Origin of the sequence: Ochrobactrum sp. C6C9 (assembly GCF_022627935.1) — a bacterium.
Lineage (GTDB): Bacteria > Pseudomonadota > Alphaproteobacteria > Rhizobiales > Rhizobiaceae > Brucella > Brucella teleogrylli.
In genome coordinates, this window is record NZ_JABXGB010000002.1 from 128,384 (window position 1) to 152,911 (window position 24,528).

Sequence of the window (24,528 nt, forward strand, 5' to 3'; positions counted from 1 at the left end):
GTCTCCTGTAGTGCCAGTAATTTGCGTTCGATTGCATGGTCAAACGTGCAAGTAACGTTCCTTGATGTCCGGGGTGTTCAAAAGGGCGGCGTTGTCGCCGCTCCACACCACACGGCCTTTCTCGATGACCACGTGACGGTCGGCAAAGCGCGCCAGCGCATCGACATTCTTGTCGATGACGAGGATCGCTTCGCCCTCATCCTTGATGTTGCGCAGGCAGGACCAGATTTCTTCGCGCATCAGCGGCGACAGGCCTTCCGTCGCTTCGTCCAGCACAACCATTTTCGGATTGGTCATCAGGGCGCGACCGACCGCCAGCATCTGCTGCTCGCCGCCGGAAAGCTGGTTGCCCATATTGCGCCGTCGTTCTTTCAGGCGTGGAAACATCCGGTAGATGCTCTCCAGCGACCATTTGCATGAGCGCGCATCCGCGCGCCGGGTGGCCAGTAGGTTTTCCTCGACACTGAGCGTCGGGAATATCTGTCGTCCCTCCGGGACCAGCCCTAGCCCCTCGCGGGCTATCGCATGGGGCGGCTTGCCGGTCACGTCATGACCATTGACGATGACCTTGCCGCCCTTGGGCGGCAGCAAGCCGAAGATCGACTTGATGGTTGTCGTCTTGCCCATGCCGTTTCTGCCGAGAATGGTAACGACCTCTCCCGCGCCGACTTCAAAATCGATGCCAAAGAGAATGCGGGACTGGCCATAGGCGTTCTGAAGCCCTTCAACTTTCAGCATCAGGCGGCCTCCTCTTCACCGAGATAGGCGGCGCGTACGTCCGGGTCGGAGCGTACGGCGGCGGGTGTTCCCGATGCGATGACGCGCCCGTAGACAAGCACGCTCACCTGATCGGCCAGCGAGAAAACGGCATCCATGTCATGCTCGATCAAAACCAGCGTGTGGGTCTGGCGCAGGGAGCGCATCAATTCGACCAGCACCACGGATTCCTCGTGGCTGGTGCCAGCCAGTGGCTCGTCGAGTAGCAACATCTGCGCTTTGGTGGCAAGCGCGATGGCAATCTCAAGCTGGCGCTTTTCGCCATGCGACAGCGCTCCAGCCCGGCGATGGGCGCGGTCGTCCAGCCGCACGCGGGCAAGTGCCGCCATGGCTTGCTCGTTGATTTCGGCCTCCTTGCTCGCCGCCCGAAAGAAGCGGAAGCTTGAGCCTGATCGCGCCTGAACGGCCAGCGCAACATTGTCCAGCACGCTGAAACCTTCCAGAACCGAGGTGATCTGAAAGGAGCGCGCAAGGCCCAAGTGAACACGCGCGGGCATGGCCAGACCGGAAATGTCGCGACCGTCAAAGACGACCGAGCCACGGTCACTTTTCAGATTGCCCGAAAGCTGATGGATCAGCGTGGTCTTTCCAGCACCGTTCGGGCCGATCAGCGCGTGAATTTCGCCGCGTTTGACGGTGAGATTGACGCCGTCCGTCACCTTGAGCGCGCCGAAGCTCTTGTGCAGGTCATGGACCTGAAGCAGTTCATCCGACATCGGAACCTCCACGCAGCTTGCGGATCAAGCCGCCAATACCGTCGCGGCTGAAAAGCACGACGAGGACGAGGAAAAGGCCGAGACCGAGTTTCCAATGCTCGGAGAAATGCGCCAGCACTTCTTCCAGCACGATGAAGGCGGTTGCGCCGAGGACTGGGCCGATCAGCGTGCCCATGCCGCCCAGCACGACCATGACGATCAGTTCGCCGGAGCGCTGCCAGCTCATGAAAGCAGGTGAAACGAACTGGATCTGGTTGGCGAGCAGCACACCGGCAATCGCCGCCGCCACACCGGCAATCACATAGGCGGTGAGCTGAAACGAGAAGGGCGAGAAGCCGATGGCGCGCATGCGCACCGGATTATCCCGCGTTCCGCGCAACACACGACCGAACCGGGAATGCACCAGCATACGGAAGGTGAGAAACGCACCGACCAGCAGCGCCAGCACGAAATAGAACAGCACCAGATTGCTGGAAAGCAGCGTATTGCCGAACAGCGTGGAACGGGTCGACAGCGTCATGCCGTCGTCGCCGCCAAAGGCCGACAGGGAGACCATGAAGAAGAAGGCCATCTGACCAAAGGCCAGCGTGATCATGATAAAATAAACGCCGCTGGTTCTGAGTGAAATATAGCCCGTGACGAGCGCGAAGAGCGCTGCAGCAATGATGGCCGCGACCAGCTGCAAGATCAGATCGTCAATGCCATAGCTGGACAGGATGCCGACCGCATAAGCGCCGATCCCGATATAGGCCGCATGACCAAAGGAAACGAGCGCGCCGTAACCCATGATGAAGTTGAGCGAAAGCGCGGCCAGCGCAAAGATCATGATGCGGGTGACGATCACGAGGAGGAAGCTGTCGCCGAGAACGGAGGCAAGAAGCGGCACGATTGCAAAGGCTGCAAAGACCAGCCACAGGCCTGCATCCAGCAAAGGCGAAGCTCGGCGCTTTGCCTTTTTCGGCATGGCGGTGTCGCGCGTGCTGTTATGGGTAATCTCGCTCATCGCGTTCCTCCCTGTGCCGGGAAGAGACCTGTCGGGCGGAAATAGAGCACGGCTGCCATCAGAATATAGGTGAGCATCGGCACCAGCGTGCGGCCCATTTGGGAGGCTGCGGCGGGGTCGAGCAGGTTGCGCAGCAGCATCGGCCCGAAGGTGCGGCCAAGCGTATCGACCAGGCCGACGGCGATGGCCGCAACAAAAGCGCCGCGCACGGAACCGACGCCGCCGATCACGATGACGACGAAGGTCAGGATCAGGATGGAATCGCCCATGCCGGGATCAACCGAGAGGATGGGCGAGACCATGCCGCCGGCAAAGCCCGCAAGCATCGCGCCAAGTCCGAACACCACCATGAACAGGCGGCGGATATTGATGCCAAGGGCCGACACCATGTCGCCATTGGTGGCACCGGCGCGCAGCAGCATGCCGATGCGCGTGTGATTGACGAGGACATAGAGACCTGCCGCCGTCAGAAGCCCAGCTGCGATGATCAGCAGGCGATAGACGGGATAGCGCAGGTTTCCGAAAAGCTGGATGGAACCGGAGAGCGATTCCGGCATCGGCACGCTGAGCGGCGCTGCACCCCATATGATCTTCACCAGTTCATTCACGATCAGGATCAGCCCGAAGGTCGCCAGAACCTGATCGAGATGGCTTCGTTCATATAGTCGTCGAAAGACCAGCACTTCCAGCACGATGCCGATGACAAGCGTGACGGGAAGCGCGATCAAAATGCCGTAGAAGAAACTGCCGGTCATGGCAGTGAAACTCGCGGTCAGATAAGCGCCGACCATATAAAGCACGCCATGCGCCAGATTGATCAGGTCCATGACGCCGAAGATCAGCGTCAGCCCGGCGGCGACGAGAAAGAGCAAAATGCCGAACTGAATCCCGTTAAGGGATTGCAGTAGAAAAAGATTGAGCATGGGGGATGTCCGGAACTCGTTGTACTGAAGCCCGGGCCACGCCAGACGGGCTGGCGTGACCTGTTTCAGACTTGGAAATTGAGAAGACTGGGCTCATCGGAGCGCCCTTCTTCCACCGGGTTACATCTTGCATTCAGCTGCGTAATTGTCCTTGTAGTCGTTGAAAACTGTTTCAACGTAGGACGTGGCGAACTGGCCATCGTCACGCTTGACGACTTTGGTCAGGTAGAAATTCTGGATCGGAAAGTGGTTGTCGCCAATGCTGAATTCACCGCGCGGCGAGGTGAATTTCGCGTCTTTCATGGCGGCGCGCAACGCGTCCTTGTCGGTGATATTGCCGTTGACCTGCTTGACGGCCGCATCAATCAGCATGGCGGCGTCATAGGCCTGCACGGCATAGGTTGCCGGAACGCGCTTGAACTTGGCCTCATAGGCTGTGGCGAATTCCTTGGCGGCGGCTGAATCGAGATCCGGCGCCCAGTTCGAACCGGCGAAGAAACCGACGGCTGCGTCTTGCTGTGCGGGCAGGGTCGTTTCATCCACGGTGAATGCGGAGAGGAACGGCGTGCCTTCAAGACCGGCCTGACGATATTGCTTGACGAAATTCACGCCCATGCCGCCGGGCAGGAAAGCATAGACCGCATCCGGCTGTTCAGCGGCGATCTGCGCCAGTTCTGCCGAATAGTCGAGCTGGCCGAGCGGCACATAGATTTCCTGCGCGACTTCGTTCTTGTAGGAATGCTTGAAACCGGCCAGCGCGTCCTTGCCCGCCTGATAGTTCGGGGCGATCAGGAAAACGCGCTTGTAGTTCTGCTTTTCGGCATATTTGCCGGAAACTTCATGCATCTGGTCGTTCTGATAGGAGGTGACGAACAGATTGGCGTTGCAATCCTTGCCAGCCAGATTGGATGTGCCTGCATTGGTCGAGATCAGGAACGCGCCGGAATCGGTCGCAGGCTTGACGATGGCGTTCAGCACGTTGGAGAAAATCGGCCCGACCACAAAATCCACCTTGTCGCGCTGGATCATCTGCTGGACCTTGTTGACGCCAATATCCGGCTTCTGTTCATCGTCCTGAATGATGATTTCCGCATCGAGGCCGCCGAGCTTGTTGCCGAGCTTCTCCATGGCAAGCAGGAAGCCGTCGCGGGATTGTTCGCCCAAAAGGGCGGACGGTCCGCTGAGCGTATAGATCAAACCGATCTTGATCTTGCCGTCTTCGGCCTGCGCGGTTCCGGTTAGCATGGTTGCGGCGAGCAGCGCGAAAGCCGCTTTCGTCGAAATTTTCATAGTTCCACCTCGATTGCAGATTTTTGCTTTGTTTTCTTATTCTTTCGCATTGTCCGATGCTGGAAATGCTTATTACCCGGCAGATGTACCCCCATACCTCTGCCGGGCGGATGCATTATTCTGCTGGCGCAGGCAAAAATTCAACCTCATGTGCCGGTGCAACGCGAACTATTTCGGCAGGATCACCGACATTGTTGATGCGAACGAACAAATCCCAGAGCTTCGCAGTGGGCGAAACCCAGAAAACGCACTTCACCGGCTGTTCGGTCTTGTTGAAAATGCCATGCGACACGTTGCGCGGCAGGCAGACGAGATCGCCAGCCTCTGCAACGGCTTCCTTGCCGTCGAGAAGCAGGTCGAATCGTCCCTCCAGCACATAGATGAATTCTTCCTGCGTGGTGTGGATATGCGGCGGAACGAAGGTGCCCGGAGGAAAGGTTGCGTGCCACGACATGGAGCTTTCGCAGACATGCTTGGGTACATAGGTCTGGCCCAGGATGTGCCAGACAACACCGTCCACGGAGGAGCCGGATTTGGTCACGCCAGCTGGAAGATCAGTCACTCTCATTCCCTTTCACAATAATTACAGATGTGAGTTTTCAGGCGGTCGCCCGGGTCATTTCCCGGTTGACCTGCTGCGTTGAAAAGCCAGCCTTTGCGGCATAGCCGCGAACGATCGCCTCGCGCTCGGCAAAGCTGATGACGCCATCCAGATCGGCAACGCCAGACGGTGCGCGGCGTTCGACCTCATCGATGACGCCTTCCGGGCCGCCCAGCCTGTTAAGCCGGACGATTTCCGCCGTCGCAGGCAGGCGGATGGCCTGATAGGCGGCAAGTGCTGCGCGGCCATGTTCGGCGGAGGCCAGATGATCAGCCAGCGTACGGGCGTCGATGATCGCCTGACTGGCACCATTCGACCCCACCGGATACATCGGATGGGCGGCGTCGCCGATCAGCGCCACGCGGCCATCGGTCCACCAGCGGGCGGGGTCGCGGTCGCACATCGGATATTCGAAGAATGTATCGGTGGCGCGCACCAAAGCGGCGAGGTCCACGACATTGATGCCGAACTTTTCGACATGGGGCATCAGCTCTTCATGCGTGCCGCGACGGCTCCAGTCCTCGCGTTTCGGCGCGGGCGATCCATCGGCGCCCGGACGATAGGTGACGACCCAGTTGTTGAGAATCTTGCCGGGCGTGGTGCCTCTGGCAATTGGATAAAGCACCAGCTTATAGGTAAAACCGCCGGCGACGATCATGGTGCGACCGTCAAGGAACGGATCGCTTTCCACCGCGCCGCGCCACATCATGACGCCGTTCCATTTGAGACCGGCTTCGTTCGGGAACATCTGCCGCCGGATGACGGAGTGGATACCGTCCGCGCCGATGATGACATCGGCAGTTGCGGATGCGATTTTCGATCCTTCGGCAAAGTGAATGGTCGCCGAACCTTCATTCTGGGCATAGCCGACGCAGCGCTGGTTGGCGACGATGGCTTCTGGTCCAAGCCGCTCGATCACCGCGTCATAAAGCAGTTTCTGCAAATAGCCGCGATGGATGGAAAACTGCGGCACATCATAGCCTGCATCCATGCCGCGGGGTTCGCGCCAGATTTCCTGGCCCTGCCGTGTGGCGTAAATCAGCTCACGGGTGCGGATTCCCGTAGCGTCGAGCGCGGGCAGGAGGCCGATTTCGGCCAGTTCACGGATCGCGTGCGGAAGAACATTGATGCCAACGCCCAACTCGCGGACTTCTGGCGCTGCTTCGAAAATCTGGCAGTCAATGCCCCGTGCATGCAGCATCAGTGCCATTGTGAGGCCGCCAATGCCTCCTCCGACGATAATCGCTTTCATTCGCGGTTCCCTTTTTCGTGGCTGCTCTCTGGCGCCTGGGTCCAACGATAAAAGCGGGAACAATGCTGTCTATCACCAAAACGCCACGCCTAACAGCAAACCGCCAGAAACACGCTTTAGGGCAAAATTTTCGCGATGCTTGCGCTCTCGGCGCAGCGTGATAGTTTAATCTTAAAATAAAACGCTCTCTAAATGAGATACGGGGAATATCGTGATGCCGACTACGAGCTATATGCACCGGCTTTCGCCGTCCATCGATTCGTTCCAGGACACCATGTCCGGGCTGCTCCGGCCTTGCCGCATCTCGAAGAAATCCAGCCGGACCTACCGCACCGAAGTCGCCCACGGGCGCATGCGGCCCTTCGGCCTGACGGCAATCCGCGTCGGCGGCCATGCCCGCATCGAGGTGGACGCGCATAATGATATGACCTTGTTGCAGGTTCCGTTGCAGGGCATCTTCGTTTCACGCGACCGGCGCGGCGACGAGCTTTTGTATCAGTCGGGCATGAATGCGCAGCTGGTCGATGCGCATTCGGCCATCGACCTTGAGTTTCACCCGTCCACGCGCATGCTGATCTTCAGCCTCAACGATACCCAGATCGATATACTGGGCGGCAAGGAATTCATCGAGCAGTTTACCCATAACAAGCGGGTCGTGTCATTCGATACGCCGGTCGGCCATGCCTTCTATCATCTGGCGCATTTCGTCATGAACGAGATCGAGAAGGACAAGGAAGCTTTCTTCCATGGCGGTCTGTCGGAGCGGCTGGAGGACAGCCTGATGGCGTCACTTGCGGCGGCGCTCGATACGCAGCCGCGTGCACGACCGCTGATGAGCGCGGTGCCGAGCTATGTCCAGCGCGCCGAAAAATTCATGCTCGACAATCTCGACAAGCAGCTGACCTTGCAGGAGCTTGTCGATGCAACAGGCACCAGCGCCCGCACCTTGCACCGCACCTTCCGCAGTGTCCGGGGCAACACGCCGCTCGGTGTGTTCAAGAACATGCGGCTGGACAAGGTGCATGCGGAACTTGCCCGCGGATATGCCGGGCCCGGTGATATTACGCGCATCGCCATGGCCTGGGCTTTCAATCATATGGGCCTGTTCTCCGCCGATTACCGCCAGCGCTTTGGCTATCTTCCGTCGGAAACGGTGCGCCGCGCGCAATAGGGTTGCGGTTGCTACAAGTGGTCCTCCCGATAACAAAATGTTGCGCAATTGCGCCGGTCCGTGGCAACGGACCGTGCTTCCGTTGTGGGATCAAGCCCCTTAAAATTGGAGGTTCGAAACCGCTTCGGGAATGAACGAATGACACGACAGTTGCATCTCACCGCCTTCATGCGCCCCGTCAGCCTGCACACTGGCGCTTGGCGATATCCGGGAGCCTATCCCGACGCCAATTTCAATTTCCGCCATCTGAAGTCTTTTGCGCAGAAGCTGGAAGCCGCCAAATTCGACGCCTTCTTCATGGCCGATCATCTGGCCGTGCTGAACATGCCGGAAGAGGCGTTGAAGCGCAGCCACACCGTGACATCTTTTGAGCCGTTCACCTTACTGTCGGCGCTGGCGGCGGTGACGGATAGGATCGGTCTGGCGGCAACGGCCTCGACAACCTTCGATGAGCCTTACCATATCGCCCGGCGTTTTGCCTCGCTCGACCATATCAGTCAGGGGCGGGCGGCATGGAACATCGTCACGACCTCCAATCCCGATGCGGCGCTCAATTTCGGCAAGGAAGAGCATCTCGTTCATGGCGAGCGCTACAAGCGCGCGCGTGAATTTTTTGATGTCGTGACGGGATTGTGGGACAGTTTTGCCGATGACGCATTTTTGCGCGATCAGCAATCCGGCATCTTTTTCGACCCATCGCGTATGCATGTTCTCGAGCATAAGGGTGACGACTTCAATGTGCGCGGCCCGCTCAATATTGCGCGCCCGGTGCAGGGCTGGCCGGTGATCGTGCAGGCAGGCCAATCGGAGCCGGGACGCCAGCTGGCCGCAGAGACCGCCGAGGTTGTCTTCTGCGCGCCGCGCGGATTGTCGGATGCAAAGAAACTTTATGCTGATCTGAAGAGCCGAGTTGCAGCCGCTGGGCGAAATCCGGACCACCTCAAAATATTGCCCGCCGCCTTCATCGTGATAGGTGACACGATTGAAGATGCAAAGGAAAAGCGCGCAAAGCTTGATAGTCTGGTGCATTACGACAGCGCCATCGCATCGCTGTCGATTGCCATCGGGCACGATGTATCCGGCCTCGATCCAGATTCATATCTGCCTGAACTGCCCGATACCAATGCCAGCAAGTCGAGCCAGGAACAGGTGTTGAAGCTGGCGCGCGAAGAAAAACTGACGGTTCGCCAGCTTGCCCAGCGCTATGGCGGCTATTCGGGTCTGGCTTTTGTGGGCACGCCCGAAAGTGTCGCCGACGAGATGCAGCAATGGCTGGACGAGGCCGGTTGCGACGGCTTTACGGTGGTGTTTCCGTTCGTGCCGCAAGGGCTGGACGACGTGGTGGAAAGACTGGTGCCGGAATTGCAGCGGCGCAATATTTTCCGCAGCGATTATGAGGGTTCTACCCTGCGCGAACATCTCGGACTACCGCGCCCAAGAAACCAGTTTTTCGGATAGAAAAACCATAACGAAAACACCGCAACCGATCAGGCGTGATCGGCTACGGTGTTGTCAGTTTCGCTCGGCTCGGATCAGTTTGCTGCACCAAAGACGCTGTAGCAATTGCGTCCCTTGCCCTTGGCCTGATAGAGCGCGATGTCGGCATTGCGCGCCAGATCCTGTGGGGTGACGCCGTCACGCGGCGCAACCACCGCGCCGATGCTGGCAGAAACATCCAGAACGATGCCGTGAATGATAAACGGTTCGCGGAATGCGTCGACAATCTTTGCTGCAACGGTTTCAATCTCGTCTGGGCCGCTTAACGTTGGCAGAACGACAGCAAATTCATCGCCGCCAACCCGGACCGGCAGATCGCTGGCGCCAAGAGTGGAGCGCAGACGCCGCGCGGCCTCAATCAGCAGTGCATCGCCCATAATATGTCCATGCGTGTCGTTCACGGCCTTGAAGCGGTCGAGATCGATCAGCAGCGCGCCGACGGATTTTCCCTGCTTCAGCGCATCTTCGATCATCGGGATCGACAGCTCATAGAGCGCGCCGCGATTATAGAGTTTCGTCAGCCGGTCAGTCAGCGCCAGACGCTTCAGGGCGATGGAATCGTCATTGAGAAACTTGTTGGTCTTTTGCAGGCGCAACAGCCCGCTGGCGATGCTGGCAAAGTCTTCCAGCCTGGCCAGTTCGCTTTTGGAAATCTGCCGGGGCTTGTTGTCGAGAATGCAAAGCGAACCAACGGTCAGGCCCGCATCCACCGAAACCGGCGCCCCTGCATAGAACCGGAAGAGCGGTTCGCCGGTGACATAGGGCATGGTGCAGAAGAAACGGTCTTCAACCATATCCTCGACCACGAAGCTCTTGCCGCTTTCCACCACGAATGTGCAGGCGGTCATCTCGCGCGGGCAGCTATCCACATGCTGACCGGCATTGGCCGCGACGCGTTGCCAGTCCTGATCGATGATGTTGAGCGCAGACGTGCTCGCGCCAAAAGCCTCCTTGACGAGACCGACAAGCGTGTCGAGTTCTGGCAGGCCGATGCTGGACAGGGAGACGAGGCTGCGAACGCTTTCGAGCCGTTCGACTTCATTGGCCGGAATGGAAAAGCTTCGTTCCGGCTGTGTGAAGCCCTGCGCACCTGTATTCATCATCGTCACCATCATGCATTTCTCATCCCGCCCAGATCATAGATAGGCAATACGACAGCAACAGCAAGCAAAGCCTGCTCATGGTGAAGAAGTTTGAACAAAATTTGTAGTGTGCTTATGCCGCCTCGATATCGCGAACCGGCGGATTGCCGTAGAGGCGGCTATATTCGCGGCTGAATTGCGAAGGGCTTTGATAGCCCACCCGATGTCCTGCCGTGCCTGCATCCAGTCTTTCAACCAGCATCAGCCGCCGCGCTTCGCTCAGCCGCAGCTGCTTTTGATACTGAATCGGCGTCATGGCTGTGATCGACTTGAAATGGTGGTGGAAAGACGACGGGCTCATATTCACATATTCGGCCAGCTGTTCGATGCGCAGGGGCAGCGCAAAATGCTGGCGCAACCATCCGATGGCGCGCGCAATCCGGTTGGCCTGGCTGTCCACGGTGGCGATATTGATCAGGCGGTCGCCGCTGGGGCCGGTCAGCAGGCGATAGAGGATTTCCTGTTCGATCAGCGGCGCCATGACCGGAATATCCTCCGGGCTGTCGAGAAGGCGCAAGAGCCTGATCACCGCATCAACCAGCCCGGCAGGTGCAGCGTTGACGCTGATGCCCCACTGGTTTTCCGATTGGGAGATGCTTCTGCGAATATCACTGCGGCCAAGCAGATCGACCAGTTTTTCACTGTCGATGGCGAGTGAAAGGCAAAGATGCGGCGCCTCCGCGCTGGCTTCGACCACCCGCCACGTGACCGGCAGATCAAGCGAGGTGACCAGATATTCTCCCGTAGCATAATTGATCGTGGCCGACCCAAGGCGCAGCGACTTCGAACCTTGAAGAACCATGGCGAGACACGGGCGATAGCTGCCGTGGCAGGGAACGCTCGGCGTCGAACGCCTGCTCAAGGAGAGGCCGTCGATCGCGGTTCTGCACTCGCCATCGGTTTCGATGAAGCGCTTGGCGAGCGAAGCCAGCTCCCTATATGCATCGACGGGTAAGTTCATGGGCACCTCGGTTTGTCAACGATCCGACATGGTCTTCATTTATCCAGTTCGGAAAACGAAACCAAGAGACAGGGTAGGTCATGCGGGCCAGATTTGCAGGATTATGCAAGAAGCTTGCAGGATCGGTCTACCCTCTTTCCTCAGGTTCACGGCATAGTCAATCATCTCATCCTTCCCCAATTTTCCCTGAAAAACGGAGTTTATTATGGCTATTGCAAGAGGTTATGCCGCAACCGATGCGGATCAGCCGCTGGTGCCGTTCACATTTGAACGTCGTGAACCCAATGCCGACGATGTGGTCATCTCGATCCAGTATTGCGGTGTGTGCCATTCCGACATTCATACGGTTCGCAACGAATGGAAAAACGCCGTTTATCCAATCGTTCCCGGCCATGAAATTGCGGGCGTCGTCACGGCTGTCGGCGACAACGTGACCAAGTTCAAGGTTGGCGACAAGGTCGGCGTCGGCTGCTTCGTGGATTCCTGCGTTGGTTGCGCAGCACGCGACGTTGATAACGAGCAATATCTGCCGGGTCTCATTCAGACCTATAACTGCGATGACGCAGAAGGAAAGACGCGCACGCAGGGCGGCTATTCCGACCAGATCGTCGTCAAGGAAGGCTATGTGCTGTCCATTCCGGACAATCTGCCGCTCAATGCCTCGGCCCCGCTGCTTTGCGCCGGCATCACGCTTTATTCGCCGCTCCGCCACTGGAATGCGGGCCCGGGAAAGCGCGTGGCCATCGTCGGCATGGGCGGGCTTGGCCACATGGGCGTCAAGCTGGCCAGTGCGATGGGCGCACATGTCACGGTGCTGAGCCAATCGCTTTCGAAAAAGGATGACGGCCTCAAGCTCGGCGCAAAGGAATATTACGCCACCAGCGATGCTTCGACCTTCGAGAAGCTCGCAGGCAGTTTCGATCTGATCATCTGTACGGTTGGCGTCGCCATCGACTGGAATGCGTATCTCGGCCTGCTCAAGGTCAATGGAACCATGGTGAATGTCGGCGCGCCGGAACATATGGTGCCGGTCCATGCCTTCTCGCTCATTCCGGGCCGCAAGAGCCTTGCCGGTTCGATGATCGGTTCGATCAAGGAAACCCAGGAAATGCTGGATTTCTGCGGCGAACACAACATCGTCTCGGAAATCGAGATGATCAATATTCAGGATATCAACGAGGCTTACGAGCGCGTTCTGAAAAGCGACGTGCGCTATCGCTTCGTAATCGATATGGCTTCTCTGGCAGCCTGATAAAATAAGCGGCGGGATCTATTGGTCCCGCCTTTTTCATAGCGCCGCAGGAACAGGCTCTCAGAACTGGAGTACCTGGCTTAGCACCAGCACCGTGCCGACGGCACACGAACAGGCGAAAAGCGTCAGCTCCGAAGCGGTCAGCCGGTCGATCCAGATCGGTCGCTTCAATGGTCGGTTTGTTCGCGATGCTGTGTGGGCGTGCAATTCCGCTTTTGCCCCATTATCCTTTTTCATTGAACTGCTGTGCATTTTTCATTTTCTCCCCCATCCAACGCCAACTGCGTTGGGTCGCCGCAAGATCGGCGCATGTTTACTAAACATTAACCAATTTTCCGGCGGCGGGAAACAGCGAAATTGGATGAACCAACACGTCCGTTTGGCGAATGACCATGCAAGTCCCGCTACGCTTCAAGCGCGGTAGCTTGTCTGCATGGTTGCAATCGGGCCCGGCTTCTGGTCAAAGCCTGCAACGGTTTGCAGAAATGTCAGAACAAGACCCGAAGCAGGATTTGTTGAACCATGCCCGATAATGGCGCATCCGCACCATTCATTGCTGTCAATGGCGTCGGTTATGCGATAGCAGGGCGGCCAATCCTGCACGGTGTTTCGCTTCACTCCAATGCGCGCAGAATGGGCATTGTCGGCAGAAACGGCTCCGGCAAGAGCACGCTTGCGCGGCTTCTGGCGGGGCTGCTGAAACCAACGGAAGGCGCGATCCGTATCGCTGGCCACGATATTTATGAAGACCGCAAGGCCGCGCTTTCAACCGTCGGCATCCTGTTTCAAAACCCCGAACACCAGATCATCTTTCCAACGGTCATCGAGGAAATTGCATTCGGCCTGCGCCAGCAGGGCGCGACCAAAGCCGATGCGCGCACGATGGCGACCAAGGTACTGGCCGATTTCGGCAAGGACCATTGGGCCGATGCTGCCATCCAGTCGCTGTCGCAAGGGCAGAAGCATCTGGTCTGCATGATGGCGGTGGTCGCCATGCGCCCGGCGCTGATCATTCTCGACGAACCTTTTGCCGGTCTCGATATTCCGACACGGCATCAGCTGGCGCGCTATCTGAACGGCGGCGAGGCGCGCCTTCTGCACATTTCCCATCACCCGGAAGACCTGCACGGTTATGAGGAAGTGTTCTGGATCGATCAGGGCCAGATCCGGGAAACCGGGGATGCGCAAACGGTTCTGACCCGTTATGTTGAAGAAATGATCCTTCAGGGCAAGAGCGATGATCTCTCTCACCTCTCCCGTTAAAACACGCGCGCATCAATGGCCGGTGGCGGCCAAGGTGGCCGCGCTTTGCATCGCCACCACGACGCTTTTCATGGTCACGTCGGTCTGGTTCCAGCTTGGCGCGCTGGTGGTCTGTCTCGCGCTCTACGCCCTCCCGGGGCGCGTATTCTTTCGCGCCGGCTTGCAGGCCATGCGGCCGGTTCTACCCTTTGTTGCGGTGATTTTTCTCTGGCATCTGGCTTTCTACACCGCGCTTGAAGGGGTGGAGATCACGGTGCGCGTGGCCACGATGATTGCGCTCGCCAATCTGGTGACGATGACGACACCGCTTGAAGATTTCGTGCATCTGCTCCGGTTCTTAAACACGCCTATGCGCCGCCTTGGCCTGCCGACGAAAATTCTCGAAACGGCCATCCCGCTGGTGATACGCTTTACGCCGGTGCTGATTGTCCGGGCCAGACAGCTTGTTGAAGCCTGGCGCGCCCGGTCGCGCAGGCGTCCGGGCTGGCAACTGGTGCTGCCGCTGTCGCTGGCGGCGCTCGACGATGCCGATCATGTTGCCGAAGCATTGCGTGCTCGCGGCGGAACTCTCAAGTAAAGGCTCCCCTATGGAAAGAAATGTCGCCCACGTGGCTCTGTTTGCAGCGCTGATCTGCGCACTCGGATTTCTGCCAGCCGTTACGCTCGGCTTCGGCGTGCCGATTACCGCGCAAAATCTTGGCGTCATGCTGGCCGGTGCTGTGCTGGGGCCAAAACGCGGTGTTGCCGCTGTGGCGCTGGTCATTCTTCTGGTGGCAATCGGATTGCCGGTTCTGGCGGTCGGACGCGGCGGTCTCGGCGTTTTTGCCGGCCCGACGGTCGGCTTTCTGCTCGGCTGGATACCGGCGGTTTATGTGACCGGCCTTTTCATCGAGCGTGCACCCATCACCAATCTCGGCGTGTCCACCTTTCTCGGCGCGGTGCTGGGCTGTATCGGGGTGCTCTATCTGTTCGGCGCTATCGGCATGTCGCTGATCCTTGCAAAGCCTTTTCTTGAAGCGGTCAAGCTCCTTGCCATCTTCATTCCGGGCGATCTGGTCAAGGCTGTCATCACCGGTGTTCTGGTGTCGGCACTTGCCAAAATACGACCGCAGGATATTCATCGCGGTCAAACCATACGCTGAAAAGCTGTGCGTTCACGGTAACTTGTATCGCGCCGCAAAGCAGATCGGTATTCCTGATGCTTTCTCCAATTGGAGAGATTACGATAATTCTTCGTAGCGAATCGATGTCGAGCTTGGGAGACATTGCATGGCAGCAGAGACCGGTGCGGCGCGTACCATTCGGACCATTGTTGAAACCATTCAACCGCAATTGAATGTCAAACTGTGGGACGGCACCCAGATCGGCGCTTTCGACGGGCCAACGCTGGCGATCAAGGACCCCTCGGTCGTGCGTCAGGTGGTGTTGAAGCCGAATTACGACACGCTTATCAGTCTCTGGACCTCCGGCGCGGTGGATATCGAAAACGGAACCATCTTCGATGTCGCAGAAACAAAGATCGACGGTCATCTCAAGGAGCGCATCAAGGCGCTGCCGAAATGGCAGTTGCTGAAAGGCATTCCATCACTGCTCTTTGCCGGAAAGGCGAAGGACCAGGCGAATATCGACGGAAAGTCGCCCTTCGTCAGCGGCTCCAACAAGGAAGCGATCACCCATCACTACGATGTGTCGAACGAGTTCTATCAGCTGTTTCTTGATGAACGCATGGTCTATACCTGCGCCTATTTCACCGACTGGCAAAACAGTCTGGATCAGGCGCAGTATGACAAGCTGGACCTGATCTGCCGCAAGCTGCGCCTGAAACCGGGCGACCGCTTTCTCGATATCGGCTGCGGCTGGGGCGCGCTTTTGATCCATGCCGTGCAGAATTACGGCGTGATCGGAACCGGCGTTTCTCTGTCGGAAGCGCAAACGGCACTCGCCCGACAAAGGATCAAGGCTGCCGGGCTGGAAGACAAGATCACCATCCACATCAAGTCTTATACCGAGCTTGATCAGGAGTTCGACAAGATTTCTTCCATCGGCATGTTCGAACATGTCGGCATTGCCAATTATGATACCTATTTCAAGTCTGTGCGACGTTTGCTGCGGCCGGGCGGCCTCTATATGCATCACGCCATCACCCGCCGGATGAAGAAGAACAAGAAGAGCTTCAACCGCAAAAGTGCGGAACATCTGGCGCTGGTAAAATATATCTTCCCCGGCGGCGAGCTGGACCATCTGGGCATGACCGTCGAGAATCTTGAAGGCCATGGCTTCGAGGTGCATGACGTGGAAAATCTCCGTGAGCACTATGGGCGCACCTGCCGCCTGTGGGCGGAACGGCTTCATGCCAATTTCGACAAGGCTGTCGCCGAGGTCGGTTATCCGAAGGCGCGGCTCTGGATACTTTATCTCGCGGGCTGTGCGCTGGCGTTTGAACGCGGAACAGTCCAGATCAACCAGACACTTGCCTCGAAGCGTAAACGCGGCATTTCGGCTGTGCCGCAAACCCGCGCGGATATTTATCAGAGTTAAACAGGTGGAGCAGAAAGCCCCGCCTGCCGCCTGAAGGATTATCGGACTTCGCGGTCGATATCGCGCCGCAGCACGAAGGCCGTGGTGATGTCGTCCACGATATCATGGGCGGCAACGAGGTCGCGCACGCGGTTGAGGTCGTCGATTGTCGCCGCTTCCAGCTCGACAACCAGATCAAGCTGCCCGCTGACCGATGAGACGCGGCGGACTTCAGCGTGCTGCGCCAATATGTCGAGAAGCGCCAGCGCAGGCGTGCGTTTCAGGCTTACGAGCAATATGGCGCGGATGAAATTGGTATCGATCTCGCCAATATCCGCGCGATAGCCGCGAATGACGCCGCTGCGTTCCAGATTTGTGACGCGCTCGCTGGTCGCGCTGCGGGACAAGCCGATACGACCGGCCAGCGTCTTCAGCGCGATGCGCGCTTCCTTGGACAGAATTGCCAGTATTTCGCGATCTTTCGCGTCAAGTTCCCGCATCGTTACCCTATACGCATGACCGGACATATGCCGGTCCATTCCGACAAAGTGCCGGTTCTTCCGACAGGATACTTGATGCCCGAAAACGCATTGCGTGCCAAGGTTCTGATAAGAAATCTAAACTGGAAACGCACTATCCATGACCGATCTGTCCCATCCGAACCCGCAGTTTTCCGCAGCCGATGCCGAGAAGCTGGCCATTGAAGTCTTTGGTGTCACTGCCACGGCATCGCCGCTCGACAGCGAACGCGATCGCAATTTTCGTCTGGAGACCGGAACGGATGCCGACTGGATTTTAAAAATCGTCAATGCCAGCGAGCCGCAGGTCGAAAGCGAATTCCAGACCGCGCTTCTGCAGCATCTGGCCAGTGCCGATGCGAAGCTCGCGGTTCCGCATCTGAAGCCAAGCCTTTCGGGCGATGTGCTTGCATCGGCTGTGGCGAGCGGTGGCGAGCGCCATGCCATGCGGCTGGTCGGCTGGCTGCCGGGTGTTCCCCTCGCGGAAGTCAAACGCACGTTTGGGCTGATGCGCAATCTCGGTCGCGCGCTTGGCGAACTGGATCATGCCTTGCAGGGCTTCATCCATCCGGGCGCCGTGCGCGATCTCGATTGGGATTTGCGCCATGCGGCCCGTACGCGCACGCGCCTGCATTTCGTCGGCGATGCCGACAGGCGTTCGCTGCTTGAGCGCTTCATCGTGCGTTTTGAAAACCGCGTCGCGCCGAAACTGTCGCGCCTGCGTGCACAGGTCATCCACAATGATGCGAATGACTGGAATGTACTGGTCAGCACGAGCGACCATGAACAGATTGCCGGATTGATCGATTTCGGCGATGCCGTTCACACGGTTCTGATTGCCGAAGTCGCCATTGCCTGCGCCTATTCCATTCTCGACATGGAAGATCCAATTGGTGCGGCAGCGGCACTGGCCGCCGGATTCCACGAAAAATACCCGCTCAAGGCGGAAGAAATCGACGTTCTGTTCGATCTCATCGCCATGCGTCTTGTCACCAGCGTGACCTTCTCTGCTTCGCGCCACGACAAGACGGACGACAATCCATATCTGGCGATCAGCGAGGCTCCGGCCTGGCGTCTTCTGGAAAAGATGGACGCGATGAACCCGCGTTTTGCGACCGCTATTCTGCGCAAGGCCTGCGGCTTCGACGCTATCGAGGGTGCAGGCGCGGTTCGCAAATGGATTGCGGATAACAGCAAGACCTTTGCGCCGATTGTGCATCCGGCACCGGCAACCATGACCAAGGCGCTCGTGCCATATGGCGATGAAACGCATGTCATGACGGTTGCCTCCGCTGAACAGCGCGCCAGGGAAGCGACGGAATGGTGGGATAATTTCTGCACTTACAACAACGTTCAGCTCGGTATCGGCCCCTGGGGCGAAAAGCGCACTGTCTATACCGACACCGCGTTTGAATCGCGTTTCATCGAAGGGCAGCGCCGCATCCACCATTTGGGCGTCGATCTGTTCATGCCTGCCGGAACGCCGCTTTACACGCCGCTGGCCGCAACGGTCGTCAGCGTTGAAATCGAACGCGAACCGCTCGGCTATGGCGGTCTCGTCAAGCTTGAGCATCGCCCGGAAGGCTGCCCGCCTTTCGTGACCCTCTGGGGGCATATGGCACATGAGGCGCTCGGTCGTCTCAAGCCGGGCGAGAGGCTGGAAGCTGGCGATCTCGTCGGCCATATGGGCGATATTCACGAAAATGGCGGGTGGACCCCGCATCTGCATTTCGAAATGACGACGGATATCAATCTGTCGGCAACCGAAATTCTGGGCGTCGGCGAAGCGGCCTATCTCGACGTCTGGGCCGATGTTTTCCCGGATGTGGCGGGGCTGGCGGGCATTCCGCCGGAGACCTTCCATCAGGATGGACGCACCCGCGCAGAAATCATCGCGAAGCGCAAGGAAATACTGCTGCCGAACCTGTCGATTTCCTATTCCGAGCCGATCAAGTTCGTGCGCGGCGAGGGGACGTGGCTGATCGACAATTACGGTCGCGCCTATCTCGATTGCTTCAACAATGTTTGCCATCTGGGGCACGCCCATCCGGAAGTGGTGGAAGCCATCGCCCGTCAGGCGGCGCTGCTCAATACCAACACCCGCTATCTGCACGACAACATCGTGGCCTACGCCGAACGGCTGACGGCAACCTTGCCGGAAGGACTGACGGTCGCGTCCTTCGCCTGCTCGGGTAGCGAAGCAAACAGCCTGATGCTGCGCATGGCACGCAATCATACGGGCCGCAAGGAAGCCATCGTTCTCGACTGGGCCTATCACGGCACCACGCAGGAGCTGATCGATCTCAGCCCCTACAAATACAAGCGGAAGGGCGGTAAAGGGCGACCGGATCACGTCTATGAGGCGGTCATTCCCGACAGCTACCACGCGCCGGAAGACTGGCCGCTGGAGGAACATGGCAAGCGCTTTGCCGAGAGCATTGCCGAACAGATCGACACCATGCGCAAGCAGGGTCGTGCGCCGGCTATGTTCTTTGCGGAATCGATTCCAAGTGTCGCCGGTCAGGTATTCCTGCCAGAAGGCTACCTCAGGGAAGTCTACGCTATGGTTCGTGCCGAAGGCGGACTTTGCGTTGCCGACGAAGTGCAGGTCGGTTTCGGTCGCGTCGGCAGCCATTGGTGGGCGTTTGAAATGCAGGATGTGGTGCCGGATATCGTCACCATGGGCAAGCCGATTGGCAATGGCCATCCCATGTCGGCTGTGGTGACCACCCGTGAAGTTGCAGACAGCTTCAATAACGGCATGGAATATTTCAACACCTTCGGCGGCAATCCGGTGTCCTGTGCCGCTGGTCTTGCAGTCATCGACGTGATCGAACGCGACAAGCTGCGCGAGAATGCGCTGACTGTCGGAAACTATCTCATCAACGGTTTCCGTAAGATGCAGCAGCGCTTCGATATTATCGGCGATGTTCGCGGTCAGGGACTGTTCCTCGGTATCGAGCTTGTCACGGATCGCAAGACCAAGGCGCCAGCAACGGCGCTGGCCCGCAAGATCAATGACGGCGCGCGCGAACGCGGCATCCTGATGGGGACTGAGGGTCCGCATGACAACGTGTTGAAGATGCGCCCGTCCATGGTGTTCAGCCGCGCCAATGCAGATCATTTGCTCAGCGTTCTGGCCGACAGTTTCGAGGCTGCGTTGAAGTAAAGCCTCCAACATCAGGGCCGATTTTCAAGGCCGCATTCCGATCCGGTTTGCCGGGTGGGAGTGCGGCCTTTTCTTTTAAAATCGCGCCCTCGACCGCCGACAATATGCCGGTCATTTCCGGCAATGTGTCGGGCTGGCAGTCATATTGCAGGATGCTTGGAAACAAGGCCTGTGCCAAGCTCTGTCGATGAAGGTTGATGGCAAACCATAAGCCTAACAATAAGACCAATCCAGAGGAAACACCAAAGCCATGAATAGCAAGCTCAAGACCATGTTTGCGGCTGCAGCCGTAGCACTCGCCGCCGCCTTTTCCGCCATGCCAGCGCATGCGGATGAGCTGGAAAAGCTCAAGGAAACCGGTGAGTTACGCGTCGCCATGAGTGGCGCCTATCCTCCGTTCAGCTTCACCAATGCCGATAATCAGGTGGTAGGCTTCGATGCCTCCATCGGAACAGAAATCGCCAATCGTCTGGGCGTGAAGGTCAAGCTCGTGACCACGCCATTTGACGGTATCATTGCAGGTCTTCTGGCCAAGAAATACGATGCTGTTGTCGCCTCCATGACCATCACCCCAGAGCGTGAAAAGGCCGTCGATTTTGTGGGACCCTACTACCATGCGGGTCGCACGGTCGTGGTCAAAGAAGACGCCCCAATCCAGAAACTGGAAGACCTCAATGGCAAAACCGTGGGTGTGACCATGGGTGATGCCCATGAGAAGTGGGCCAAGGCACAGGGCGACCTCAATGTTCGCACCTATAAGGGCCTGCCGGAAATGTTGATTGATCTTGATGCAGGCCGCATCGATGCTCTTGTCATGGACAGCATTCCGGTGAAGATCGCGGTGAAGGAAACCGGCCAGAAGGTTCGCATTCTGGATACGCCGAATATCGAAGGCGGTCGTGAGGCGCTCGGCATTGCCATTCGCAAGAACAATCCGGAACTCAAGGCTGCCATGCAGAAGGCACTCGACGACATGCTCGCCGATGGCGGCTACGAGAAGATCTCGATGCAGTGGATCGGTAGCGATATTCGCTAAGCTGGCTTTTAATCCGGCCCGGTTTATCCGGGCCGGTACATGCGATCTTCCGGAGTAGTTCTATGGATCTTGCGTTAATGCGGCACGTCCTCCCGTTTTTTCTGGAGGCGGCATGGGTAACTGTGCAGATTTCCGTGCTTGCTCTTGTGTTGGGATTCGTCATTGCGGGCATTCTGGTCGTCGGACGCCTTTCTAACAGCTTTGTTCTGCGTTTTTTGTCCGGCGCCTATGTCAGCATTTTTCGTGGAACGCCCTGCCTCGTGCAGCTGTTCGTGCTTTATTTCGGTGGCCCGCAGATCGGGCTCGAACTGGAGCCCTATGCGGCGGGTGTCATCGGTCTGGGGCTCAATATCGGCGCTTACATGGCCGAGTCTATTCGCGGCGCAATTGCAAGCGTGGATCGGGGCCAGGACGAGGCAGCCCGCTCGATTGGGTTTGGCCGCGGCCAGACGCTGCGCCTCATCATTCTGCCACAGGCCGCACGCCTGATGATCCGCCCGCTCGGTGTGAATGCGGTTGCTCTGGTCAAGGGTTCGGCGCTGGTATCGACCATTTCCGTGGTTGAACTCACCTATACGGCGCAACGCTTCATCAGCTCGACCTACAAGCCATTCGAGATTTTCGCAGTTGCTGCGGTCATTTACATGCTCATCGTCTATGTGGTGGCGTCGCTTGTCGATCTGCTCGACAAGCGCTTCGCTGCACGCTGAGGGAGGACGCAATGCCAGCTCTCGATTTCAGTATCGTCGCTCCCTATACCGATCTGCTCTTGACCGGATTGTGGTGGACCATCGTTCTTGCGGTCGCATCCAGCGCGCTGAGCTTCATCCTCGGCATCGTCTTTGCGCTGGTTGTGCTTTATGCACCGGCTTTGTTCGCCTATCCGGTCCGCTTCTTCATGTGGCTCTTCATGGGAACGCCGCTGCTTTTGCAGCTCTATCTCATCTATTACGGTCTGGTGCAGATCGGGATCGACATTCCGGCCCTGTTTGCGGGCATTCTCGGATTGAGTCTGCATTTCGCGGTCTATAATGCGGATGTGTTCCGGGCGGGCATCGTCTCGGTCGATCCGGGGCAGACGGAAGGTGCGCGATCCATCGGGCTAAGTCAGGGGCAGACGCTGCGCTATATCATCATCCCGCAGGCCATCCGCAACACCATCCCGCCCATCGGCAACAACATGATCGTGCTGTTGAAAGACACATCGCTCGTGTCGATCATCGGCATTGCCGAACTGGTTCACAGCGCGCAGATCGCCATCAGTGAAACCTATAGTCCGTTTGAGTTCTATCTGACTGCCGCCGCACTTTATTACGTGGTCAACCTCGTCATGGAAGCGGGCCTGCGGCATATCGAAAGAAAAGTGGAGGTTACGCGATGAGCGCCTTGAAGCCTATGGTTGAAGTGAAAGGCGCCCGCAAAGCCTATGGTGCGCTGGAGGTTCTGAAAGGGATCGATCTTTCGGTATCGCGTGGCCAGATCATCGCGATCATCGGCCCGAGTGGTTCGGGCAAGAGCACATTGCTGCGCTCCATCAATCATCTGGAGACGCTGAATGGCGGCGAAGTCTGGCTCGACGGGTTGCAGGTCAACCAGCCGCTGAGCGGGCAGGCTTTTGAAAAGCACATCAACGCGGTGCGCCAGCAGATGGGCATGGTGTTTCAGCACTTCAATCTGTTTCCGCATCTCACCGTGCTGGAAAACATCACGCTGGGACCGACAAAGCTGAAGGGCATGTCCAAATCGGCGGCCCGCGAACTGGCGCTGGAACTGCTCAACAAGGTGGGGCTCGCCAGCAAGGTGGACGTCTACCCGTCACGCCTGTCCGGCGGCCAGAAACAGCGCGTTGCCATTGCCCGCGCGCTTGCCATGCAGCCGAAGGTGATGCTGTTCGACGAGGCGACCTCGGCGCTCGATCCGGAACTGGTCGATGAAGTGAATGCGGTCATGAAGCAGCTTGCAGCCGAGCATATGACGATGCTGATCGTGACGCATGAAATGCGCTTTGCCGGTGAGGTTGCCGACAGGATCATCTTCATGGACGGCGGCTTTGTGGTCGAAGAAGGCGCGCCCGCAGACGTGTTGCGCAACCCGCAGCAGGACCGGACGCGGGCCTTCCTGAAAAACTATATCGCTTCTTAAGCGTCACCTCGAAATGAAAGCCCCCGGACCAACCAAGTCCGGGGGCTTTTTCTTAGAGCATTTCCAGCAAAAGTGCGTAGCGGTTTTGCGTAGGATAATGCGCAAAACAAATAGATAGAGCGGTTCCACGATTCCGTTTTAACCGGAACCGCTCTGGGAAAGCAGGGCTTGCGATCAGCCTTCCTTATGCTGTTGCGCGGCCAGTTCCTCGACGCTCATATCCGGCTCGTTGCGGGTCTTGTAGAGCGAGTAGAGCACACCGCTTGCGAGAATGCCGAGCGTTACCACCAGCGACAGCAGTGTGTTGATATGAACACCCAGCGGCACGAGGAAAATCTTGATACCGATCAGCACCAGAATGATCGCCAGCGATACCTGAAGATAGCGGAAGCGGTTCATGGCGGCGGCGAGTGCGAAATAGAGCGCGCGCAGGCCGAGGACGGCGAAGATGTTCGAGGTGTAGACGATAAACGTATCCTGCGTGACGGCAAACACGGCAGGGACGGAGTCTACGGCAAAGATCAGATCGACGGTCTCAACCATGATCAGCGCGACCGCAAGCGGCGTTAGCCAGGTGACGAGCTTGCCGGTTTTCGGGTGCGGCTTCTTGACGGTGAAATGGCGCCCGTGCACCTCGCTGGTGATATTGAAGCGCTTGCGCAGGAACCGGAAAACCGCATTCTGCTCGATATCGGGCGTTTCATCCTGATGGCGGAACATCTTGAAGCCGGTGAAGACGAGGAAAGCGCCGAACAGGAACAGGATCCAATTGAACTCATGCACCAATGCCGCGCCCAGCCCGATCAGAACCGCGCGGAAGGCGATGACGCCCAGAATACCCCAGAACAGCACGCGGTGCTGATAAAGGCGCGGGATGGCGAGAAAGCCGAAAATCGTTGCGATGACGAACATATTGTCCATCGCAAGGCTCTGCTCGATCAGATAGCCGGTGTAGAATTCGAGGCCCGCCTGCGCGCCGCGTTCCCACCAGACCCAGCCGCCGAAAGCCAATGCGATGACGACATAGAAGCCGTAAAGGAGCAGGCTCTCCTTGGCTCCGATTTCATGTTCGTCGCGATGCAGAATACCAAGATCGAAAACCAGCAAACCCACGACGATCGTGATGAATGCCGCCCAGAAGTATACAGGTGTGCCGAGAAAATCGCCCGAAAGGGCTAAAATAAGCGAATCCATCGCCGGACCATCTCCATTTGAACAAGTGGAGCAGCCCCGACATCGCCATAGCGGAAAACCATGACCAGAGGGGCCCGGCGCTGCCTTCTTCAAATGTGTATGTT

General features: G+C 58.0%; 24 protein-coding genes. 12 read left to right on the plus strand and 12 right to left on the minus strand.

The window, feature by feature from the left end; all coding sequences use genetic code 11:
• Positions 1–39: 39 nt before the first annotated feature.
• The 7 genes from HWD97_RS02030 to HWD97_RS02060 all read right to left on the minus strand — a co-directional run bounded on the left by HWD97_RS02030 (position 40) and on the right by HWD97_RS02060 (position 6,562).
• Positions 40–738, minus strand: coding sequence for an ABC transporter ATP-binding protein (locus tag HWD97_RS02030; protein WP_109366844.1), 699 nt, complete (start codon positions 736–738; stop codon positions 40–42).
• Positions 738–1,493, minus strand: a complete 756-nt coding sequence (locus HWD97_RS02035) for an ABC transporter ATP-binding protein (RefSeq protein ID WP_109366845.1) — start codon at positions 1,491–1,493, stop codon at positions 738–740. The genes HWD97_RS02030 and HWD97_RS02035 overlap by 1 nt, the downstream gene beginning before the upstream one ends.
• Positions 1,483–2,496 carry a branched-chain amino acid ABC transporter permease gene (locus HWD97_RS02040; RefSeq protein WP_371834626.1) on the minus strand — a complete coding sequence of 338 codons (1,014 nt, stop codon included), beginning with the start codon at positions 2,494–2,496 and terminating at the stop codon, positions 1,483–1,485. The genes HWD97_RS02035 and HWD97_RS02040 overlap by 11 nt, the downstream gene beginning before the upstream one ends.
• Entirely contained in the window at positions 2,493–3,419 is a 927-nt protein-coding gene (locus HWD97_RS02045) for a branched-chain amino acid ABC transporter permease (RefSeq protein ID WP_109366847.1), read from the minus strand. Before HWD97_RS02045 ends, HWD97_RS02040 begins: the two co-directional genes overlap by 4 nt.
• 120 nt (positions 3,420–3,539) lie before the next feature.
• A complete protein-coding gene (locus tag HWD97_RS02050; RefSeq protein WP_109366848.1) occupies positions 3,540–4,709 on the minus strand; it encodes an ABC transporter substrate-binding protein in 1,170 nt (389 codons plus the stop codon).
• Positions 4,710–4,824: 115 nt separating this feature from the next.
• The gene (locus HWD97_RS02055; RefSeq protein ID WP_109367937.1) at positions 4,825–5,271 is read right to left on the minus strand and encodes a cupin domain-containing protein; all 447 of its coding nucleotides are present in this window, start codon (positions 5,269–5,271) and stop codon (positions 4,825–4,827) included.
• A 37-nt stretch (positions 5,272–5,308) separates the two neighbouring features.
• Positions 5,309–6,562, minus strand: a complete 1,254-nt coding sequence (locus tag HWD97_RS02060; RefSeq protein ID WP_371834627.1) for a flavin-dependent oxidoreductase — start codon at positions 6,560–6,562, stop codon at positions 5,309–5,311.
• Positions 6,563–6,776: 214 nt separating this feature from the next.
• Here HWD97_RS02060 and HWD97_RS02065 point away from each other — a divergent pair, with 214 nt between their 5' ends.
• Together HWD97_RS02065 and HWD97_RS02070 are read left to right on the plus strand one after the other, a co-directional pair.
• The gene (locus tag HWD97_RS02065; protein WP_109366850.1) at positions 6,777–7,733 is read left to right on the plus strand and encodes an AraC family transcriptional regulator; all 957 of its coding nucleotides are present in this window, start codon (positions 6,777–6,779) and stop codon (positions 7,731–7,733) included.
• A gap of 138 nt (positions 7,734–7,871) precedes the next feature.
• A complete protein-coding gene (locus tag HWD97_RS02070) occupies positions 7,872–9,191 on the plus strand; it encodes an LLM class flavin-dependent oxidoreductase (protein ID WP_121538422.1) in 1,320 nt (439 codons plus the stop codon).
• A 74-nt stretch (positions 9,192–9,265) separates the two neighbouring features.
• Here HWD97_RS02070 and HWD97_RS02075 read toward each other — a convergent pair whose 3' ends face one another.
• Positions 9,266–10,345, minus strand: a complete 1,080-nt coding sequence (locus HWD97_RS02075) for a diguanylate cyclase domain-containing protein (protein ID WP_371834628.1) — start codon at positions 10,343–10,345, stop codon at positions 9,266–9,268.
• Between the two features lie 100 nt (positions 10,346–10,445).
• Positions 10,446–11,333 (minus strand): AraC family transcriptional regulator, encoded by an 888-nt coding sequence (locus HWD97_RS02080; RefSeq protein ID WP_109366853.1) that lies wholly within the window; start codon positions 11,331–11,333, stop codon positions 10,446–10,448.
• 205 nt (positions 11,334–11,538) lie between these two features.
• Here HWD97_RS02080 and HWD97_RS02085 point away from each other — a divergent pair, with 205 nt between their 5' ends.
• Positions 11,539–12,585 (plus strand): NAD(P)-dependent alcohol dehydrogenase, encoded by a 1,047-nt coding sequence (locus HWD97_RS02085; protein WP_109366854.1) that lies wholly within the window; start codon positions 11,539–11,541, stop codon positions 12,583–12,585.
• Positions 12,586–12,645: 60 nt separating this feature from the next.
• On the opposite strand, the gene HWD97_RS02090 is transcribed toward HWD97_RS02085, so the two are convergent.
• A complete protein-coding gene (locus tag HWD97_RS02090) occupies positions 12,646–12,837 on the minus strand; it encodes a hypothetical protein (RefSeq protein WP_371834629.1) in 192 nt (63 codons plus the stop codon).
• A 270-nt stretch (positions 12,838–13,107) separates the two neighbouring features.
• On the opposite strand from HWD97_RS02090, the gene HWD97_RS02095 reads away from it, so the two are divergent.
• From HWD97_RS02095 to HWD97_RS02110, 4 genes are all read left to right on the plus strand, one after another.
• The gene (locus HWD97_RS02095) at positions 13,108–13,848 is read left to right on the plus strand and encodes an energy-coupling factor ABC transporter ATP-binding protein (RefSeq protein ID WP_109366855.1); all 741 of its coding nucleotides are present in this window, start codon (positions 13,108–13,110) and stop codon (positions 13,846–13,848) included.
• Positions 13,823–14,425, plus strand: coding sequence for an energy-coupling factor transporter transmembrane protein EcfT (locus HWD97_RS02100; RefSeq protein ID WP_109366856.1), 603 nt, complete (start codon positions 13,823–13,825; stop codon positions 14,423–14,425). The genes HWD97_RS02095 and HWD97_RS02100 overlap by 26 nt, the downstream gene beginning before the upstream one ends.
• Positions 14,426–14,435: 10 nt before the next feature.
• Positions 14,436–14,990 (plus strand): biotin transporter BioY, encoded by a 555-nt coding sequence (locus tag HWD97_RS02105; RefSeq protein WP_109366857.1) that lies wholly within the window; start codon positions 14,436–14,438, stop codon positions 14,988–14,990.
• 127 nt (positions 14,991–15,117) lie between these two features.
• Positions 15,118–16,386 carry a cyclopropane-fatty-acyl-phospholipid synthase family protein gene (locus HWD97_RS02110; protein ID WP_109366858.1) on the plus strand — a complete coding sequence of 423 codons (1,269 nt, stop codon included), beginning with the start codon at positions 15,118–15,120 and terminating at the stop codon, positions 16,384–16,386.
• Positions 16,387–16,424: 38 nt separating this feature from the next.
• Here the strand turns inward: HWD97_RS02110 and HWD97_RS02115 are convergent, their stop codons facing one another.
• On the minus strand, positions 16,425–16,865 hold the full coding sequence (locus HWD97_RS02115; RefSeq protein ID WP_078338226.1) for an Lrp/AsnC family transcriptional regulator: 441 nt from the start codon (positions 16,863–16,865) through the stop codon (positions 16,425–16,427).
• Positions 16,866–17,004: 139 nt separating this feature from the next.
• Here HWD97_RS02115 and HWD97_RS02120 point away from each other — a divergent pair, with 139 nt between their 5' ends.
• From HWD97_RS02120 to HWD97_RS02140, 5 genes are all read left to right on the plus strand, one after another.
• Positions 17,005–20,052 (plus strand): aminotransferase class III-fold pyridoxal phosphate-dependent enzyme, encoded by a 3,048-nt coding sequence (locus HWD97_RS02120; protein WP_109366859.1) that lies wholly within the window; start codon positions 17,005–17,007, stop codon positions 20,050–20,052.
• Between the two features lie 250 nt (positions 20,053–20,302).
• Positions 20,303–21,088, plus strand: a complete 786-nt coding sequence (locus tag HWD97_RS02125; protein WP_109366860.1) for an ABC transporter substrate-binding protein — start codon at positions 20,303–20,305, stop codon at positions 21,086–21,088.
• Between the two features lie 62 nt (positions 21,089–21,150).
• Positions 21,151–21,798 carry an amino acid ABC transporter permease gene (locus HWD97_RS02130; RefSeq protein WP_109366861.1) on the plus strand — a complete coding sequence of 216 codons (648 nt, stop codon included), beginning with the start codon at positions 21,151–21,153 and terminating at the stop codon, positions 21,796–21,798.
• A gap of 11 nt (positions 21,799–21,809) precedes the next feature.
• Positions 21,810–22,469 carry an amino acid ABC transporter permease gene (locus HWD97_RS02135; protein WP_109366862.1) on the plus strand — a complete coding sequence of 220 codons (660 nt, stop codon included), beginning with the start codon at positions 21,810–21,812 and terminating at the stop codon, positions 22,467–22,469.
• Complete coding sequence (locus tag HWD97_RS02140; protein ID WP_280176229.1) at positions 22,466–23,230, plus strand: amino acid ABC transporter ATP-binding protein; 765 nt, start codon at positions 22,466–22,468, stop codon at positions 23,228–23,230. Before HWD97_RS02135 ends, HWD97_RS02140 begins: the two co-directional genes overlap by 4 nt.
• Positions 23,231–23,404: 174 nt before the next feature.
• Here the strand turns inward: HWD97_RS02140 and HWD97_RS02145 are convergent, their stop codons facing one another.
• A complete protein-coding gene (locus HWD97_RS02145; protein WP_109366863.1) occupies positions 23,405–24,424 on the minus strand; it encodes a TerC family protein in 1,020 nt (339 codons plus the stop codon).
• Positions 24,425–24,528: the final 104 nt, after the last annotated feature.